Annotated in this window: 25 protein-coding genes; 6 read left to right on the top strand and 19 right to left on the bottom strand. The window is 61.4% G+C overall.

Going from position 1 to position 17467, the window contains the following annotated elements; all coding sequences use genetic code 11:
* Positions 1-2 precede the first annotated feature (2 nt).
* The gene (locus tag Q0859_RS00995) at positions 3-812 is read right to left on the bottom strand and encodes a division plane positioning ATPase MipZ (RefSeq protein ID WP_299146981.1); all 810 of its coding nucleotides are present in this window, start codon (positions 810-812) and stop codon (positions 3-5) included.
* Between the two features lie 210 nt (positions 813-1022).
* On the opposite strand from Q0859_RS00995, the gene edd reads away from it, so the two are divergent.
* Both edd and eda read left to right on the top strand, forming a co-directional pair.
* Complete coding sequence (edd, locus tag Q0859_RS00990) at positions 1023-2834, top strand: phosphogluconate dehydratase (protein WP_299146980.1); 1812 nt, start codon at positions 1023-1025, stop codon at positions 2832-2834.
* A gap of 2 nt (positions 2835-2836) precedes the next feature.
* Positions 2837-3481 (top strand): bifunctional 4-hydroxy-2-oxoglutarate aldolase/2-dehydro-3-deoxy-phosphogluconate aldolase, encoded by a 645-nt coding sequence (gene eda / locus Q0859_RS00985; protein WP_299146979.1) that lies wholly within the window; start codon positions 2837-2839, stop codon positions 3479-3481.
* 194 nt (positions 3482-3675) lie between these two features.
* On the opposite strand, the gene rpmE is transcribed toward eda, so the two are convergent.
* The 6 genes from rpmE to Q0859_RS00955 all read right to left on the bottom strand — a co-directional run bounded on the left by rpmE (position 3676) and on the right by Q0859_RS00955 (position 6534).
* A complete protein-coding gene (rpmE, locus tag Q0859_RS00980) occupies positions 3676-3897 on the bottom strand; it encodes a 50S ribosomal protein L31 (protein ID WP_298974744.1) in 222 nt (73 codons plus the stop codon).
* On the bottom strand, positions 3894-4280 hold the full coding sequence (gene rplS / locus Q0859_RS00975) for a 50S ribosomal protein L19 (RefSeq protein WP_299146978.1): 387 nt from the start codon (positions 4278-4280) through the stop codon (positions 3894-3896). The genes rpmE and rplS overlap by 4 nt, the downstream gene beginning before the upstream one ends.
* Before the next feature lie 250 nt (positions 4281-4530).
* Positions 4531-4998, bottom strand: a complete 468-nt coding sequence (locus Q0859_RS00970; RefSeq protein WP_299146977.1) for a hypothetical protein — start codon at positions 4996-4998, stop codon at positions 4531-4533.
* A gap of 70 nt (positions 4999-5068) precedes the next feature.
* Positions 5069-5866 carry a tRNA (guanosine(37)-N1)-methyltransferase TrmD gene (gene trmD / locus Q0859_RS00965; RefSeq protein ID WP_299146976.1) on the bottom strand — a complete coding sequence of 266 codons (798 nt, stop codon included), beginning with the start codon at positions 5864-5866 and terminating at the stop codon, positions 5069-5071.
* 31 nt (positions 5867-5897) lie between these two features.
* Positions 5898-6404 (bottom strand): ribosome maturation factor RimM, encoded by a 507-nt coding sequence (gene rimM / locus Q0859_RS00960; protein ID WP_299146975.1) that lies wholly within the window; start codon positions 6402-6404, stop codon positions 5898-5900.
* Positions 6397-6534, bottom strand: coding sequence for a hypothetical protein (locus Q0859_RS00955; protein ID WP_299146974.1), 138 nt, complete (start codon positions 6532-6534; stop codon positions 6397-6399). The genes rimM and Q0859_RS00955 overlap by 8 nt, the downstream gene beginning before the upstream one ends.
* 300 nt (positions 6535-6834) lie before the next feature.
* On the opposite strand from Q0859_RS00955, the gene Q0859_RS00950 reads away from it, so the two are divergent.
* Positions 6835-7296, top strand: coding sequence for a GNAT family N-acetyltransferase (locus Q0859_RS00950; RefSeq protein ID WP_299146973.1), 462 nt, complete (start codon positions 6835-6837; stop codon positions 7294-7296).
* 114 nt (positions 7297-7410) lie between these two features.
* A complete protein-coding gene (locus Q0859_RS00945) occupies positions 7411-7728 on the top strand; it encodes a multidrug efflux SMR transporter (RefSeq protein ID WP_299146972.1) in 318 nt (105 codons plus the stop codon).
* On the opposite strand, the gene bluB is transcribed toward Q0859_RS00945, so the two are convergent.
* The 9 genes from bluB to Q0859_RS00900 all read right to left on the bottom strand — a co-directional run bounded on the left by bluB (position 7725) and on the right by Q0859_RS00900 (position 13948).
* The gene (bluB, locus tag Q0859_RS00940; RefSeq protein WP_299146971.1) at positions 7725-8354 is read right to left on the bottom strand and encodes a 5,6-dimethylbenzimidazole synthase; all 630 of its coding nucleotides are present in this window, start codon (positions 8352-8354) and stop codon (positions 7725-7727) included. The two genes, Q0859_RS00945 and bluB, sit on opposite strands and share 4 nt — an antisense overlap.
* Positions 8355-8368: 14 nt before the next feature.
* Entirely contained in the window at positions 8369-8752 is a 384-nt protein-coding gene (rpsP, locus tag Q0859_RS00935) for a 30S ribosomal protein S16 (protein WP_299146970.1), read from the bottom strand.
* 48 nt (positions 8753-8800) lie between these two features.
* Positions 8801-9097: a chorismate mutase gene (locus tag Q0859_RS00930; protein WP_299146969.1), complete on the bottom strand. Its 297-nt coding sequence runs from the start codon at positions 9095-9097 to the stop codon at positions 8801-8803.
* Positions 9090-9692 (bottom strand): GNAT family N-acetyltransferase, encoded by a 603-nt coding sequence (locus Q0859_RS00925; RefSeq protein ID WP_299146968.1) that lies wholly within the window; start codon positions 9690-9692, stop codon positions 9090-9092. The genes Q0859_RS00930 and Q0859_RS00925 overlap by 8 nt, the downstream gene beginning before the upstream one ends.
* A gap of 61 nt (positions 9693-9753) precedes the next feature.
* Positions 9754-10266 (bottom strand): GNAT family N-acetyltransferase, encoded by a 513-nt coding sequence (locus Q0859_RS00920; protein ID WP_299146967.1) that lies wholly within the window; start codon positions 10264-10266, stop codon positions 9754-9756.
* Positions 10263-10595 carry an NIPSNAP family protein gene (locus Q0859_RS00915; RefSeq protein ID WP_299146966.1) on the bottom strand — a complete coding sequence of 111 codons (333 nt, stop codon included), beginning with the start codon at positions 10593-10595 and terminating at the stop codon, positions 10263-10265. Before Q0859_RS00915 ends, Q0859_RS00920 begins: the two co-directional genes overlap by 4 nt.
* Positions 10592-12091, bottom strand: coding sequence for a signal recognition particle protein (ffh, locus tag Q0859_RS00910; RefSeq protein ID WP_299146965.1), 1500 nt, complete (start codon positions 12089-12091; stop codon positions 10592-10594). Before ffh ends, Q0859_RS00915 begins: the two co-directional genes overlap by 4 nt.
* A gap of 412 nt (positions 12092-12503) precedes the next feature.
* A complete protein-coding gene (locus tag Q0859_RS00905; RefSeq protein ID WP_299146964.1) occupies positions 12504-12983 on the bottom strand; it encodes a hypothetical protein in 480 nt (159 codons plus the stop codon).
* A 389-nt stretch (positions 12984-13372) separates the two neighbouring features.
* Positions 13373-13948: an NAD(P)H-dependent oxidoreductase gene (locus tag Q0859_RS00900; RefSeq protein ID WP_299146963.1), complete on the bottom strand. Its 576-nt coding sequence runs from the start codon at positions 13946-13948 to the stop codon at positions 13373-13375.
* 116 nt (positions 13949-14064) lie between these two features.
* Here Q0859_RS00900 and Q0859_RS00895 point away from each other — a divergent pair, with 116 nt between their 5' ends.
* Both Q0859_RS00895 and Q0859_RS00890 read left to right on the top strand, forming a co-directional pair.
* Positions 14065-14946, top strand: coding sequence for a LysR family transcriptional regulator (locus Q0859_RS00895; RefSeq protein WP_299146962.1), 882 nt, complete (start codon positions 14065-14067; stop codon positions 14944-14946).
* Positions 14943-15842 (top strand): DMT family transporter, encoded by a 900-nt coding sequence (locus Q0859_RS00890; RefSeq protein ID WP_299146961.1) that lies wholly within the window; start codon positions 14943-14945, stop codon positions 15840-15842. Before Q0859_RS00895 ends, Q0859_RS00890 begins: the two co-directional genes overlap by 4 nt.
* Here the strand turns inward: Q0859_RS00890 and Q0859_RS00885 are convergent.
* From Q0859_RS00885 to Q0859_RS00875, 3 genes are read right to left on the bottom strand one after another with little or no spacing between them, the layout of a single operon-like run.
* Positions 15827-16786, bottom strand: coding sequence for a glycosyltransferase family 61 protein (locus Q0859_RS00885; protein WP_299146960.1), 960 nt, complete (start codon positions 16784-16786; stop codon positions 15827-15829). The genes Q0859_RS00890 and Q0859_RS00885 overlap by 16 nt on opposite strands.
* A gap of 6 nt (positions 16787-16792) precedes the next feature.
* Positions 16793-17128: a metalloregulator ArsR/SmtB family transcription factor gene (locus Q0859_RS00880; protein WP_299146959.1), complete on the bottom strand. Its 336-nt coding sequence runs from the start codon at positions 17126-17128 to the stop codon at positions 16793-16795.
* A 41-nt stretch (positions 17129-17169) separates the two neighbouring features.
* Entirely contained in the window at positions 17170-17379 is a 210-nt protein-coding gene (locus Q0859_RS00875) for a hypothetical protein (RefSeq protein WP_299146958.1), read from the bottom strand.
* Positions 17380-17467: the final 88 nt, after the last annotated feature.

Below are 17467 nucleotides of genomic sequence, written 5' to 3'. Positions count from 1 at the left end.
TACTAAACGTCGACCTCGACACCTGGCAGGTGCAGCGATTTCAGCAACTCGCGCAATTCCTGACGCGCCGCCACGTTCGAGATGTTCAACTGCTTAACCCCGATGTCCTTGAGGTCCAGCAGGGTCAGCCCGCGTGGAAACAGCTCGCGGAAAATCACCCGCTCGGAAAAGCCGGGCGCGATGCGAAAACCGATACGCTTGGACAGCATCTTGATCGCCTTTTCCATCTTTTCCTTGTTGACCATGCGTTGCGCGCCCATCCGGTTGCGCACCACGATCCAGTCGATGGGTTTGAGGCCCGCCTGGGCCCGCAACTGCCGCGCATTCCACACCATTTCGGAATAGACTGACGGCCCAAGGATTTTATCACCGGTCGAGTCGATCCGCGCCAGCAGGTCAAAGTCGATGAAACTGTCATTAAGCGGTGTGATCAGGGTGTCGGCCAGCGAATGGGCAACCTGGCTGAGGCGTGTATGCGAGCCGGGGCAGTCGATCAGGATGAAATCGCTGTCCGGCTCAAGGGTGGCCACGGCCGCCGACAGGCGATGATCATAGATGTTCTCACCCGGTTTCAGGGCAGAGGCATCGATTTCGGGCAGGTCGTGCACATCAGGTGAGGGCAGGTCGAGGTCGGATGCCTTGATGAATGACGCGCGGTTTTCCACATAGCGGCCAAAGGTGCGCTGGCGCAAATCCAGATCCAGTGCACTGACTTTGTGGCCCATGCGCGACAGCGCCGTGCCCACATGCATGGACACTGTCGATTTGCCTGCGCCGCCCTTTTCGTTGCCGACGACGATGATATGCGCCATGCCCGTTCCCCCGGAGCTTGCCCGTGTCCGCTATGCGGATTTTAGGCCACTATATGTTGTGGTCAGGAGCTTGGAAAGCGGCCTGCGCGCTTTTCCTGTGGCACCGTGGCGCAGTGGGCGCAGGTGAATTTCGCACTGTTTGATGTTACCGCTAACAAAAAGCTGTGCTACACTGCGCGCGAAACTGTTTTCAGGCCAAGGGAGAGCATTATGCCCCTCAATCCAACTGTTGTCCGAGTCACCGAACGGATCATCAAACGGAGCGCCCCAACGCGGCGGCGTTATCTGGATCGTATGGCCAAGGCCAAATCTGACGGACCTGCGCGCGCGCACCTGTCGTGCAGCGGGCAGGCCCATGCCTTTGCCGCCGCAGGTGAGGATCAGGCGCGGCTTGCGGGGGCGAATACGGGCAACCTTGGGATCGTGACGGCCTATAATGATATGCTGTCCGCCCACCAGCCATTCGAGCGGTATCCGACCCTGATCCGGGATGCGATCCGCGCCGATGGAGGCACGGCGCAGGTCGCAGGCGGCGTTCCGGCCATGTGTGACGGAGTGACCCAAGGCGAAGCGGGCATGGAACTGAGCCTGTTTTCACGCGATGTGATTGCATTGGCTGCCGGTGTGGCGCTCAGCCACAACACCTTTGATGCGACCGTGTACCTCGGGGTCTGTGACAAGATCGTGCCGGGTCTGATCATAGCGGCGCAATCCTTTGGGCATATCCCGTCCGTGTTTCTGCCCGCAGGGCCGATGACCAGTGGCTTGCCCAATGACGAAAAGGCCAAGGTCCGCCAGCGGTTCGCCGCGGGTGAAGCCACCCGCGAAGAGCTGCTCAAGGCCGAGATGGCCGCCTATCATGGTCCCGGAACCTGCACCTTTTATGGCACGGCCAACACCAACCAGATGTTGATGGAGTTCATGGGGCTGCATTTGCCCGGCTCATCTTTCGTGAACCCCAACACCGATTTGCGCGATGCGCTCACCGTTGAGGGGGCCAAGCGGGCGCTGTCGCTGTCGGCCCTTGGCAATCACTACACCCCCGTTTGCGATGTGCTGGATGAAAAGGCCTATGTGAACGGGATCATCGGGCTGAATGCGACGGGCGGATCCACCAACCTGCTGATCCACCTGATTGCGATGGCGCGGGCCGGGGGGATTGTGCTTGATTGGGAAGATTTCAGCGATCTGTCGGAAATCACACCTTTGCTCGCGCGGGTCTATCCAAATGGTCTGGCGGATGTGAACCAATTCCATGCGGCGGGTGGTCTCGGCTTTATGATCGGGCAGTTGCTGAATGCAGGTTTGTTGCATGATGATACACGCACCGTGTCGGGCGAGGGGCTGGAAAGCTACACCCATGAACCCAAACTGACGGATGCGGGCCTCATGTGGACGCCGGGGACGGGCGAGACGCTGAACCCCGGCATCCTGCGCCCCACGACCGACCCATTCCAGGAAACGGGTGGCCTTGCGCGTCTGGTGGGCAAGCTGGGCACCGGAGTGATGAAGATCTCGGCCGTGGCACCCGAGCACCGGATCGTCGAAGCACCCGCCCGCGTGTTCCATGATCAGGACGAGGTGAAGGCGGCGTTCAAGGCCGGAGAGTTCACCGATGATGTGATCATCGTGATCCGTTTTCAGGGCCCGAAGGCGAACGGGATGCCGGAACTGCACAGCCTCACACCGCTGTTGGGGATTTTGCAGGGTCGCGGACAAAAGGTGGCGCTGGTGACCGATGGCCGGATGTCCGGGGCCTCGGGCAAGGTGCCTTCGGCCATCCATGTCTGCCCCGAGGCGCTGGATGGCGGGCCGATTGCGCAGGTGCAGGATGGCGACATCATCCGTATCGACGCCGAAGCGGGTGTGCTGGACATCTTGACCGAGGGCGTTTTGCAGCGCGCCCATGTCACCGCCGATCTGTCGGACCATCACTGGGGGACGGGGCGTGATTTGTTCGCGGCCTTCCGCAACACGATTGGGTCTGCCAATACTGGTGCAACCGTATTTGGAGAGTTTTGAGAATGATCACTGCCAAAGCCGCGGCTGTCCGCGCCAGGGAAATCTGTGCCCTTGCCCCTATCGTGCCTGTTTTGGTGGTCGAGGACGTGGCCCATGCCCGCCCCTTGGCCGAGGCACTGGTGGCGGGCGGCTTGCCCGCGCTTGAGGTCACATTGCGCACACCCGCAGCACTTGAGGTGATCGCGGCCATGGCCGACGTTGAAGGCGGGGTTGTCGGGGCAGGCACGCTCGTGACCCCCGAAGATGTGCGTGCCGCCAAGGAGGCAGGCGCGCAGTTTGGTGTGTCGCCTGGTGCGACGGATGCGTTGATTGCAGCCTGCGAGGCCGAGGGCCTGCCGCTGCTACCTGGGGCCGCAACCGCGTCCGAGGCGATGGCGCTTTATGAGCGGGGCTATGACATGCTCAAGTTTTTTCCCGCCGAAGCGTCGGGCGGTGCACCTGCGCTCAAGGCTATCGGCGCGCCACTGCCCCAGATTTCGTTTTGCCCGACAGGCGGTGTCAGCCCGTCAAATGCGCAAAGCTATCTGAGCCTGCCCAATGTGGTCTGTGCAGGCGGCAGCTGGGTTGCGCCCAAGGACAAAGTGGTTGCGGGGGACTGGACGGCCATTGAGGCACTGGCCCGCGCCGCCGCCGCCTTGCCCCGCTGATCCAAAGGCGTGCCTGCGGCACACGCGATGTTTTGGGGGCTCTGCCCCAGCCTTCGGCTTCCCCGAGGTATTTTTGGCGAAAGGAAGTGGGGGCTGGTGCGACGTTTCGGGGCGGCACGCGCCATCCGTAATGCACCAAACAAAAAAGGCCGCTCTGGTGAAGAGCGGCCTTCGATCTGATCGAGTGTTGGGTTTTAGAACCCAAGACCTGCGTATTTGTTCTTGAACTTGGATACGCGGCCACCGGTGTCCATCAGGCGCGATGTGCCGCCGGTCCATGCAGGGTGCACGGAGGGGTCGATGTCGAGCGACAGCTGGTCGCCTTCCTTGCCCCATGTCGATTTCATTTCCACGATCGTGCCGTCGGTCATTTTGACGTTGATGGTGTGGTACTCGGGATGCGTATCGGCCTTCATGCCTTGGCTCCTTCGGACTTGGGTTTGTAGTTTGTAACTTCTGCGATCCGGGCGGATTTGCCGCGACGCGAGCGCAGGTAATAAAGCTTGGCGCGACGCACGCGACCGCGGCGGACCACGGTGATGCTGTCGATGTTTGTCGAATAGAGCGGGAACACACGTTCCACGCCTTCACCAAAGGAAATCTTGCGCACGGTGAACGAGCCGGCGATGCCGTGGCCGTTGTTGCGTGCGATGCAGACGCCTTCGTAGTTCTGGACCCGGGTGCGGGTGCCCTCGGTCACTTTGAAGCCGACGCGGATGGTGTCACCGGCTTTGAAATCGGGGATATCAGCCCCGAGGGCGGCAATTTGCTCCGCCTCGATTTGTGCGATCACGTCCATTGACGATCTCTCCTATTATGCTCGTGGTTTGGCCCACGAAGGTTTGTGTGCGCGCCCCAGAGCTCTCGTGCCTTCATCGGGTCCGCAATCTGCGCCCGCAGGAGGTGGGGTCGTCATTTCCTTGCTGTTCCTGTCGCACCGTCTGATCATGCCGAAGAAGGCATCACAGCACAACAGGTCCGAACCGGGCAAAACCGCGAGTCGGAATGGGCGGGGTATAGGAGAGATCGGCGTGTCGATCAAGCGGACTTTAGCCGAAGCTCAGAAAGTCACCAAAGCTGTAGATCAATGCGCAGAGGATCATCGCCCCGACGATCAGCATCAAGGCCGAAGCGACGAATTGCAGCGCCACCGCACTGATCCCGAGCCCAAGCGCCCAAAGCGCGATGTCGCGCCGTTCACGCAGCAACAGCGCGGCTGCGCCACACAGTGTCGCAATGACGCCCAGCACTACGCCGATCAGCCACAATGTGCGATCAATCGTCCACGGGACCGGTTCGGGGCCGGGTTGTTCCATCCCCAGCCAATTGCGCAAGGTTGCCTTGCCCGCCTCGGCTGCGATGTCGCCCAAGGTCACGCCAACCGTATTCTGGGGTGCGAATGGCCCGCCGACAAAGCTGATCACAACGACAAGCAACGCCAACCCACCCAGCACAAATCCTGCAATGCCCATGCGGGGACGGGTAGGTTGAGGGGTATCTGTTGTGTCCGTTGTCATAAGTCACCTTTGATTTGGTGGCACCGGGATACAAGCCAAATGGGGCGGAACTATGGACGGGGCCTGCGGATCATTTTGTGGGGCGTTTGGCCCACAGGTCTGGGCGGCGGGTGCGCGTCAGGTCTTCGGATTGCTCTTGCCGCCAGGCTTTGATCTTGCCGTGATTGCCAGATATCAGCACCTCGGGAATGTCCCGCCCTTCCCATGTGGCGGGCCGGGTGTATTGCGGGTGTTCGAGCAACCCGTTTGAGTGACTTTCCTCAACCGCGCTTTCTGCATTGCCAAGCACACCGGGCAGCAGGCGCACGGTGGCATCCAGCATTGCCTGGGCTGCGATCTCGCCGCCAGTCATCACGAAATCGCCGATGGAGACTTCGGTGACCTCAAATTGCTCCAGCACCCGTTCGTCCACGCCCTCGAACCGTCCGCACAGCATCGTCACCCCATCACAGCGGGCCAGATCGCGGGCCATCACCTGATCAAAGGGGCGGCCCCGCGGCGACATATAGAGGATCGGCCAGCGTCCGCGGGCGTGGGCCTGCGCCTCGGCCAACGCTGCACCCACCACATCGGCGCGCAGCACCATGCCCGCGCCGCCCCCTGCGGGTGTGTCGTCGACGTTGCGGTGTTTGCCGATCCCATGCGCGCGCAGGTTATGGGTGTGGAGCTGCCACTTGCCCTCTTGCAGCGCCTTGCCCGTCAATGAGGCCCCAAGCACACCGGGGAAGGTGTCGGGAAACAAGGTTATGACCCGCGCCTGCCAGATGCCGACCAGATCGGGCGTTTCGTCCATCAACGACGCGGGCTTGAGCGTCGGGCGAATGGATTTGCGTCCGTGGGATTTGTGCTTTGGGTCGGGCGTGGTCATGGGCGCGTGCTGTCCTGTCTTGGGAGGGGCGTTAGAACAAGCCCTCGGGCGGGTCAGCGATGATGCGGCGGCTGCCCAGGTCGACGGTGGGCACGGCGGCTTGGGTAAAGGGCAGCAATACGGTGGCCGTTGCATCAGCCCGGTGAATTTCGAGCAGATCAGCGGCCCCGTGGTTCTGCACGGATTTCACATGCCCAAGGGACGTACCGCCTGTGTCAAACACCTCGATCCCGACAAGGTCGGTATAATAGTACTCATCATCCGGAAGGTGGGGCAGTTGATCGCGGGCCGCAAACAGTTGCACACCCTTGAGCGCGTCGGCCTGTTCCTTGGTCGCCACATCTGCGATCCGCGCGACAAAGCCGTTTTTCATGGGGCGGATCAGGGCCAGCGCGAAGCTGCGTGTGCCGTCTTCGGTGGTGAGAGGGCTGTAGGTTTCGATATCGTCAGGTTGGGCGCAGAAGGATTTGATCCGCACTTCGCCTTGCACCCCGTAGGCACCACTGATGGCCCCGACACAAATCCGCCCTTCACTCATCCCAGCACATTCCTTCGCGCATGATCCCGCCCATCCCGTCGCAGGCATCTGCCACTCCGCTGCGTTCGAACATCAATCCCGCCAAAAAGGCGATCAGAACAAGGATTGCAGTGCGAAACAGACCGAACATGAGCGCCCTTTGATATGGCGGAGACGAGCCTGTGCATTTGGGCCACCAACGGGGGGCTTGTCCAGAGCAGGGTTGCAACGTCGGCGCTGTTGCGCGACCCTGAACGTGCGCTGCACCATGGGGTGTGGCATCGGAGTATTCATGTTTGTGACGTTGGGCACCTGCCCAGCCATCTAAGACCAGATGGCGTTGAGGATGACAGATGGCTGCTTGAGCGGCGCTGTTTGTGTGCCCGAGCGACAGGCTGGCCGAATGGCCGCAACATTTCTGAAATGACGTAACTTATCAAGAGGATGGCCAATGCCAGACCTATACGAAACGCGTGATGCACGCACCTCCGACATTCCTGCCCTTGCAGCGATCGCTGATGCGACGCTGTTTCCCGGTGAGATGTTGGGTGACATGATGGCCCCCGCACTCAAGGGGGAAGGCGAGGATATCTGGCGAGTGGTGTGCAAGGATGCCACGCCCGTCGGGTTCGCCTTTGCACAATCAGAGCCGATGACCCAAGGCACGTGGAACCTGCGCGCCATCGCCACGGACCCCGCCTTGCACGGATCGGGGGCGGGCACCGCGTTGCTGGCTGCCGTCGAGGCTGCACTGAATGAGGCTCGGTTGCTGGTTATCGACACGACCCAGACCGATGATCAGACCCGCGCCCGCCGGTTCTATGCGGCGCGGGGATGCACACATGTCGCAACGATCCCGGGGTTCTTCGGCCCGGACGAAGACAAAGTCACGTTCATCAAGACGCTGACTTGATCCAAGGCCGGGGGCAGGGGCGATTCTGGCCCCCGGCACATTGGGGGCTTGTCTCTTCGCCGTGTCCGCTTTAATTCTGAACCACTTGGTTCCAATTGTAGGAGAAGGTCGGCGATGGCATGGTTTTATCTGGGGCTCGCAGCTGTGTTCGAAGTCACCTTCGCAATGTCGATGAAATATTCCGAAGGGTTCACCAACCTGCGCGCCAGCCTGATCACGGCTGTTGCGGTGATCGCGGGGATTGGCTTTCTGACGCTGGCCTTGCGCGACTTGCCCGTCAGTGTGGCCTATCCGATCTGGACGGCGGTGGGCACACTTGGCACCGTGGCGTTGGGATACGTGTTTCTGGGCGAGGCGCTGACCCCTCTCAAGATGTTGTCGGCGCTGGCCATCGTGGCCGGGGTGGCTGGGCTGAAAATCTCGGCCGGTTAGCGGATCTCAATCGGAACCGAGCCGCGACGGTCTTCCCAGCCTTTGGTCTCAAGCTCGGGTGTTTGCGATGTGGTTTCAGGCCAGCCGATGCAGAGATAGGCAACCAGCGACCATGTGCCCGGCACACCAAGATCGCGGGTCAGCCGGTCGGGATCAAGGATCGACACCCAGCCCATGCCCAACCCTTCGGCCCGCGCGGTGAGCCACATCAGCGTAATTGCCCCCACCACTGAATAGCGCCGCATTTCGGGCATGGTGCCCGCGCCTAGCCCATGCCCTTTGGGGGTAGCGTCATCACAAAATACCACGACATGTTCGGGGGCCTGTTCCATGCCCGAGAGTTTGAGTTGACTGTATTTGGCGGTCTGATCGCCGTCATAGCCGGCGAGCGCATCGGCATTCGCGGTGCGATAATTGTCAAGCGCGGCGGCGCGGGCCTGTGTGCTTTGTACCCGGATCACGCGCCAGGGTTCGGACAGACCCACCGATGGGGCCAGTTGAAACGTGTCGAGGCAGCGCATCAGCACTGCCTCGTCCACGGGATCGATGCGAAAGCGGCGCACATCGCGCCGCCATGCCATAAGATCGGCAAGGTCGCGGCGGAAGTCTTGGGAAAAGGCATCCACCGCGCGTGTCCTGCTTACTCTGTGGTTTCTTCGGCAGGGGCGGCTGCGGCTTCGGCGGCTGCGGCTGCCTTGGCGGCTTTTTCTTCCGCGCGTTCCTGTGCCTTTTTGCCGGGTGCGCCTTTTTTCAGGTTGGCGCGCTCTTTCTTGGGCAGCACGTCAGCGGCTTCGAGCATGCGCGCGATCCGGTCTGTGGGCTGTGCGCCCTCGCCGAGCCAGTATTGCACACGCTCCATGTTCATCTTCACGCGCTCTTCGCTGTCTTTGGGCAGCAGAGGGTTGTAGGTGCCAAGTTTCTCGATGTAGCGCCCATCGCGGGGCATGCGGCTGTCGGCGGCGACGATGCGATAGAAGGGGCGTTTCTTGGACCCACCACGGGCCAGACGAATTTTCATAGACATGTTGTAATTCCTTTTGATTGCTTGAGCTTGGCGGGGGACACCCCCGCCTTACGATTGGTGACTTTTGTGGTGCTGAATGACTTCAGCGATGATGAAGTTCAGGAACTTCTTGGCAAATTCGGGGTCGAGATCGGCCTCGGTCGCCATAGCTTCGAGCCGCGCGATCTGGTCCCGTTCACGGGTCGGATCGGACGGTGGAAGGTCGTGTGCAGCCTTGAGTTTCCCCACGGCCTGCGTGTGTTTGAACCGCTCGCCTAGGGTGTAGACGAGGACCGCATCGAGCCGGTCGATGCTTTTGCGGTGTTCCCTGAGCACCTCGGCGGCGCGGGTGGTTGCGTCAGTCAAGGGCCCATCCTTTCGGTTTGAACATTGGATTGGCGTAGTGCCCGATTTCCATTTCGATCCCGTGCGCCAGCTGGCTGTCTGCGAGGGCCGCAGGGCTTGGGTGGCGGTAGACAGCGTCCGAGCCGTCGATGGTTGCGGCCTGCGCGTCCTTCGTGGCCCCAAGCCGTTCGGCCAGCCGGATGCTGTCGAGGTTTTTGGGGTCGATATAGCTGACGGCGGTGTCCCATCCGTTCGCATAGTAGTGCTTACGCACCGCATGCGTCGCCTCAAGCGCGTAGCCCTTGCCCGCCTTGTCTGGCCAGATGATCCAGGCGATTTCGCGCTCGGGCCATTTGGCAGGTTGCCAGCCCCCCGCCATGCCGTAGGTTTCGTCCGTATCCCGGTCGTGGATCATCCACATCCCAAAGCCCCGGATATCCCAGTGCCCGATCTCGGCTGCATAAAGCATCCATGCCTCATACGCATTGAGCGGCCCGCCCATGAACCGCGATCGGTAAGAGGCAAAGGTCGCCTTGAAGTCCGGGTAATCCTCGGGCTGTGGGCCGCGCAGTGACAGCCGCCTGGTTTCCAGTGTTGGGATGCGCGACAGGGTCATGGCGTTGTCCCTTGTGGCGGATCGGCCCTCCGGGGGGAGTTTATTTGGCAAGATGAAGCGATCATGCGGCACCTCGCATGTGCCGGTAGACCGTTGTTTCCTGTGCGGTTTCGCCTGTGGGGCGTTGGGCGTGATCGTCGACTTGTGCGCCAAGTTTTTGGGCCAGTTTGGCGGACCGTGTGTTGGTGGGTGTCACATAGCTGACCAGTGTGGTTGCCGCCGTGTTGGACCAGTACCAATGGAGCACGGCCCGTCCGGCCTCTTGTGCGTAGCCGTACCCTTCTGCATCGGGCGTCAGGGTCCACCCCATTTCGGGTTCGGGGAAGTGCTGGTTTTGTGTGATGAAGATTTCACCGAGCAGGGTGTCGTGTGCATCCACAATGATCCAGCCGCCAAACCCGTCGAGATGCCAGGCGGCGACAATCTGATTGAACTCGGCCCAGGCCTGCGCGCGGCTGAATGGTCCGCCCATGTAGCCTGTCCGCGGATCGGCCAGCATCGCGGCATAGCCGTCAAAGTCGCGCCGTTGTGGCGCGCGCAGCGTCAGTCTGTCGGTGATGAGCGTCGGGATCACAGGCCAAGATCCTCGACCGACGCGCCGTTCAGGACGGGCCGGGTAAAGGTGCGCTCATAGCTGAGAATGCACTTGGTTTTTACGGCGTGGTCATAGGTGCGCTGGCACTCGGCGTCTTCGGCCATGGCGTGCCTATAGGTCTCGTAGGCTGCCAGCGAGGGGAAGGAGAACATCGCCCATGCTTTGTTATTCGCCCCCTCATGCGGCAGGAAATAGCCGTGATGGGTGCCCCCCATCCGGTTCACGAGGTGAATCCACGCCTTCGCATAGACCTCGAACGCCTCGACCCTGGTGGGGTCGATCACATATGTGATCAGTGCGGTGATCATTTTTTCTTGCCGAACCCCGACAGGCCGGAGGGCAGACCCATGCCGCCGCCCAGACCGGGCATACCGCCGGGCATCTTGCCGCCCAGTTGCTTGGCCGCTGCTTCGAGCTGTTTCTGGTCCATACCGCCCATGTCGGGCATCCCGCCCTTGCCGCCCATCATGCCCGCGAGTGCCTTTTTCATCATCCCGCCTTTGCCCTTGCCGAGCTTTTTCATCATGTCCGACATCTGCCGGTGCATCTTGAGCAGTTTGTTGAGATCGCTGACCTCCATCCCAGAGCCGCGCGCGATCCGCTTCTTGCGGCTGGCTTGCAGGATTTGCGGATTGGCGCGTTCTTTCTTGGTCATCGAGCCGATCATCGCGATCTGCTGCTTGAGGATCTTGTCATCAAAGCCGGCATCCTGCACCTGTTTGGCCATCTTGCCCATGCCGGGCATCATGCCCATCATCCCTTCCATGCCGCCCATCTTGAGCATCTGTTCCAGCTGCATGCGCAGGTCGTTCATGTTGAACTGACCCTTGGCCATGCGCTTCATCATACGCTCGGCCTGTTCGGCCTCGATCGTGTCCTGCGCCTTTTCGACGAGGGCCACGATGTCGCCCATGCCGAGGATTCGGCCTGCGATCCGCTCAGGCTCGAAGGTTTCGAGGGCGTCCATCTTTTCGCCCAAACCCACGAACTTGATCGGCTTGCCGGTCACCGCACGCATAGACAGGGCCGCACCGCCGCGCCCGTCCCCGTCCATTCGGGTCAGCACGACGCCCGAAATCCCGATCCGGTCGTCAAAGTTCTGAGCGGTGTTCACCGCGTCCTGCCCTGTCAGCCCGTCAACCACGAGGATCGTCTCGCGCGGGTTGGCAACATCGCGCACGGCCTCGACCTGCGCCATCAGCTCTTCGTCGATGGAGAGGCGACCGGCGGTGTCGAGCATGTAGACGTCGTAGCCGCCCATGCTGGCCTGAGTCTTGGCCCGCTTGGCGATGGCGACGGGGTCCTCGCCCTTGACGATAGGCAGGGTGTCGACGCCGATCTGATGACCCAGAATGGCGAGTTGTTCCATGGCTGCGGGGCGGTTCACGTCGAGCGAGGCCATCAGCACGCGCTTGCCATCCCGTTCGGTCAGCCGTTTGGCCAGTTTCGCGGTGGTGGTTGTCTTGCCGCCCCCTTGCAGGCCGACCATCAGGATCGGGGCGGGCGGGCTGTCGATTTTCAGTGCACCGGGTTCGCCTTCGCCCTTGAGGGTGTCGATCAGCGCGTCATGGACGATCTTGACGACCTGTTGGCCGGGGGTGATCGACTTGGTGACCGCTTGGCCTGTGGCCTGTTCCTGCACCGCCTTCACGAAATCGCGGGCCACGGGCAGCGATACGTCCGCCTCAAGAAGGGCCACGCGTACCTCGCGCAGCGCGGTTTTCACATCATCCTCGGACAGCGCACCCTGTTTCGTCAGCCGGTCAAAGACCCCGGAGAGGCGTTCGGATAGATTTTCAAACATGGGCCATGCTCCTTTGCGACCGTTGACGTATGCCTGACAGATAATGCCGGGCGGTGGCTTTCCCAAGGCGAGGCCAAAACGAAGACTGCCCCCGTGGGCGCAACGCGCTGACGGAGGGCGATCCCGGGCAAATCCCAAGGGACCGGAAGTGTAATGCTTCCGGGTGTTGGTCGCGGGTTAGGGGAGAGCGCGACGCGAGTCAAGTGTGGCAGGCGGGCAAGCTGCGCCCCCTCACCTTGGGCACCCGCGGTGACGGGTGTTTATTCAGAATGCGCTGGCATGGTGATCAAGACGTGTGGAACTGCGCGCCAAAGCGAGCCGTTGGTGTTTGAGGGTGGTTTTGGCAAACGGTTCACCAGACCTATACTGGTGCCATCTGTGCCGTGCACCAGACAAGACCGCGCCCGCTTTGTCAGGTGCCGTTGCGCGTCGCTGAGCGGCGTGCGTTGCGCATCCAGTTGTTGATCTCGTCCGCCGCCTGACGGGGCCCGTTGCCGGATACATAAGCCTCGATCAACGGATAGGCGGGGGTGGTGTCGTGGAAAGTCAGTGTCGGCCGGGCGGTGTCGGAAAACTCTTCGACTTCGGCCCGACGCACGGTGTCCAGTGGGAAGGTGGCGCTGTGATAGCGCAACAGCGTGCGCCGTTGCACGGTGGCGGTTCCCGCGCTTGCGTCGAAAATCACCTGATCGCGTTTGATTGCCAGCGCAAAGATACCCAAGGGCACGCCCGCACCCGCCGCTACGGTGGCCAGCCCCACGACTTCACCCTGTGCCAGCAGTGCGAGGCCCGCCGCGGCGCATGCAATGATGCACACGATCAGCCCGCCACCCAGCACCCAAGGGGCGTGGGCAAGGATCAATTGACTTGGCATGTTGCGCAGGATCGTCATGGCCGTGATCCTAGCCAGCAGGGTGGTAAGGCGTCCAGTCCGAGACGGTTCTGGCGCGAGGGGTTGGACTGCGGCAACAGTTGATGAAAGGCTAACCTACCGGACCGCTTAGGCCCTTGGAAAATAACTTATTGTTGGAGAATAGTATTGAAGTTGTTAGTTGTTTTGGCGCTCGTCGCCATGAGTGTACCGTCCGTTCAAGCCGCTACTGCACCCACAGTTTCCATATCGAGCCAAAAAGCCATGTAGCATAGCGGCGGTTGCCGCAAAAGCTCCCCGCCAGGTCAATGCTGTCATGGCGGATCACAGCCGGTTCATTGCCATTAACAATACTGTAAATGAAAAGAGTTTGGCGCGCCCAAGGGTACCTTTAGGCGCGCCGCGTGATATTAGGCCGCGAGCTTGTCGATCTGTGCGTTGGCTTCGGCAATCGCTTGGTCGCCTTGGGCCATGACCCGGTCGGCGGCGATAATCTCGACGTCGTGGATGCCGATGAAGCCCATGATGTGCTTGAGGTAGCCGCTGGCGAAATCAATGTCGCTGCCGACCGCCGTCCCTCCCGAGGCAATGGCGAGGATGGCGCGTTTGCCTTCGAGCAGTCCCACGGGCCCGGTTTCCGTGTATTTGAAGGTCTCGCCAGCGCGTGCCACAAGGTCGATCCACGCCTTGAGTGCGGCAGGCACCGAAAAGTTGTAGATGGGCGCGCCGATGACGATAGTATCAGCGGCGCGCAACTCGGCGATCAGGGTTTCGGACAGCGAAAGCTTGTCGCGCTGCACGAGGTCCCGTTCATCCTTCGGGGTCCAGGCGGACCCGATCCACGCCTCGTCAATCAGCGGCAGGGATTCGGTCAGATCGCGGCGGATCACGTCTCCCCCACCAAGTTGGGCAATGATCCGGGCGCTGAGATTGCGGCTGACGGAGCTTTGAGTGCGGGCAGAGCTATCTATGTGCAGGATGGTCATATTGGGTCCCTTTCAACAGGAATCGTGTCTGGATGTAACAATAGTTGACCCTTGCAAATTCGAACGCAATTACTGAAACTCAACAGCATCTGTTTGGATTTGCACATGAGGGCAGCATGGACAATTGGGACGAGATCAAGACGGCCTACCAAGTGGCTCGCATGGGGACGGTCAGCGGGGCTGCCGAGATGTTGGGTGTCCACCATGCCACCGTCATCCGCCACATTGATGCGCTGGAAAATCGGCTGGGGGTGAAATTGTTTCAGCGTCATGCCCGCGGCTACACCCCCACCGAGGCGGGCGACGATCTGTTTCGGGTCGCGCAGGCCACCGATGACCAGTTCAGCCAGCTGGTTGGGCGGATCAAGGGGCGCGGCACCGAGGTCTCGGGCGAATTGGTGGTGACCTCACTGGTTGCAATGGCCCCACGCATGGCCCCTGTACTGACCGCATTTCAGCATGCCCACCCGGACGTGGTCGTGCGCTATCTGACCGGGGACCGCCTGTTTCGGCTTGAATATGGCGAGGCGCATGTGGCGATCCGGGCCGGAACCGCGCCGGACCAGCCGGACAATGTTGTGCAACCCTTTGTGCGCCAGTCCATGGGGCTTTATGCGACCAAGACCTATGTGGCGGCCTACGGGCATCCCAAGCAGATCGAGGGCTGTTCGGGGCATCGTTTCGTCAGCCATGATGCCGAAGACAACCGTGCGCCCTTTCACAAGTGGCTGCGCACCCAAGTGCGCGAAGAGGATATCACCTTTCGCTCCACGGACGTGCGCGCCCTGGAACAGGCTGTGCTCGCGGGGGCAGGCATCGGGTTTCTGCCCGTGATGGAGGCACGTGCCAACCCCGATCTGGTCGAGATTATGACCCCGCGCGAAGATTGGTCATCGCCCCTGTGGCTGGTCACCCACGTGGATTTGCATCGCACCAACAAGGTGCAGGCGTTTTTGACGTTCCTCAAAGACACCTCAAAGGAGTGGCGCGTTTTGTGAGCCCGGCAATGTGGGGCCATGCTGCGATGCTGTGTTTCTCGGCTCTTGTGGCGGGGTCCTTTGCGCTTGGGTCGCTCGCCGCGAACGAGATTGAGTCCGCCGCGCTGAATGCGGCACGTTTCGTGATTGCGGCCAGCGTGATCGGGGCCGCGGTGCTGGCCACGGGCGGAGTGCCACGGTCAGCCTTGCGCGCACCCTGGCGGTATCTGTTACTGGGCGCGTTATTCTCTGTCTATTTCGTGTTGATGTTCGAAGGATTGAAAACCGCACCCCCCGTGAGTGCGGCGGCCGTGTTCACCCTGACGCCGATCCTTGCCGGTCTGTTTGGCTGGCTGTTGCTGGCACAGGTCACCACCCCGCGCATGCTGCTTGCGCTGGTCATTGGGGCGGCAGGCGCGCTTTGGGTGATCTTTCGCGCCGACATATCGGCATTGCTTGCATTCGAGGTGGGCCGGGGCGAGGCCATATATTTCGTGGGCTGCATTGCGCACGCGATCTACACCCCCATGATCCGCAAACTGAACAGGGGCGAGCCTGCGGTCGTCTTCACCTTCGGCACATTGCTGGCCGGGGTGCTGTTGCTGGTGATCTATGGCTGGTCCGATATCGTCGCGACCGATTGGGCGGCCCTGCCGCGCATTGTCTGGATCACGTTGGTCTACATTGCGGTCTTTGCGTCTGCGGCCACCTTTGTGTTGCTGCAATTCGCAACCCTGCGCCTGCCCAGTGCCAAGGTCATGGCCTATACCTACCTCACCCCAAGCTGGGTGATCTGTTGGCAAATCGCGCTTGGGAATCCGGTGCCGGGCGGCCTGGTATTCGGGGGGATCGGGTTGACGATCATCGCACTGTTCTTGTTGCTGCGGGACGACAACCAGCCTCAGAGCATGCCGTGATCCGACAGGCCGACCTTGAGGCGCGCAAGGTCCAGCGGGCTTGGGGCGACTTGACTGTAGGGCTGCACCAGTGGGTCAATCAAGGCAGGCTTGATCCCTGCAAACGCTTGCATCTGGGCACCGAGCAGCGTCAGCATTTCAGGCCGGTTGCGCCGCAAATAGATCGCAGCCCGTGCACCGGGTTGCAGCAAAAACGGCGCGAGGTGGAAGGCACTGCCATCTGCGCCGACCACGAAACGGGCAGCCTTGAGCCGGGCGCATTGGTCTTCGAAACTATGCGCCTCGGGGGCAAATATCTCGTATCCTGCATCCGCCATCATCGCCTCGATGGCGTCTTCCTGATCGACCTGTTTGGACTCGGCCGTCAACCGGTTGCGTGTGAGGTACAGCCGCTCGGGTCCGTTGGGGCGCACATCCGCAAACCGGGCCTTGATATAGCTGCGAAATTCCGGCGTGCCGGTGATCCATGGACCATGCCCGAACCCTTGGGTGGGCAGCATCAACCGCTCCACCCGCGTGGGCTCAACAATGGCGAGGACCGGCAAGCCGTCGCACAACCGATCAGACACCGGGCGCAGATGCCGCAACAACGCCCATTGCAGGTTGGAGCCGGGCAGTTCGGGGGCCACCACACCGTCAACTTTGCGGTCGCTGCGCTCAAGCGCCCATATCCGCGCCATGGTTTCGATGAGGAAGTGTCCGAAATGACGCCGCCCCAACCCGGCATAAAGGTGCGTTCCGGGCAAATGATCCGTGGCCTTTGCCCAATCGGGCACCCCGCTGATCCGGTCACGTGACATGCGGGTCTGAGACAGGGGCGCGAACCCGCCCGCACGATCATAGACACCATGGGCCGATTGGGGTGTGTCGTCGGCTGGCAGCACAAGCGCGTTGCGCACAATGCGAATGCGCGGGGTCGGCAGCGTGTCGGGCAGGGGTGCCATACGGTCTTAGCCGCCGGGGGTGTCGGGCAATTCGGCGGCCAGAAACCGTTCGAACGCATCAAGGTTCACCGGCTCGAACTGGCCAAACCCCTGCATCCAGACCGAGGCGGCGCGCATCGCATCCGGTTGCAGCTTGCACCACTTTACCCGCCCCCGCTTTTCCTGCGCGATCAGCCCGGCCCGGGTCAGGATCGTGAGGTGTTTGGAAATCGCGGCCAGCGACATTTCGAAAGGGTCGGCGACATCCGTGACGGCCATGTCATCCTCCAGCAACATCGACAAAATGGCCCGGCGGGTCGGGTCCGCAAGGGCAGAGAACGTGGTGTCGAGAGACTTGGACATACGCCTAGTCATAGGCCGCTGACAGCCCGGTGAAAAGCCCGTCAAAGATAGGGATGATGCGTGGACTGCGACGGCCAGCGATGGCGCAAGCGCTCCGCTTCGCTCGGTGTCAGTCCGATATCGCGCAGGATATGGGGGCTGAGCGGGGGCAGGGCGGTGCCTTTTGGGAGTGTCGCCCGAGGTTTGATGCGCAGAAAATAAGCACATGTCAAAAGGGCACGCCAAAGCGTGTTGTCGTGGGTGCGTTGCATGTCATATCTCGCATTTGTGGGGTTATGACCTCACTATCGACGCAAACGGGCCTTGCCACAATCAGCGTTGCCTGACATGACTTGTGCA

Origin of the sequence: uncultured Tateyamaria sp., assembly GCF_947497045.1 — a bacterium.
Lineage (GTDB): Bacteria > Pseudomonadota > Alphaproteobacteria > Rhodobacterales > Rhodobacteraceae > Tateyamaria.
This window is presented reverse-complemented; position numbering and strand designations above follow the sequence as displayed.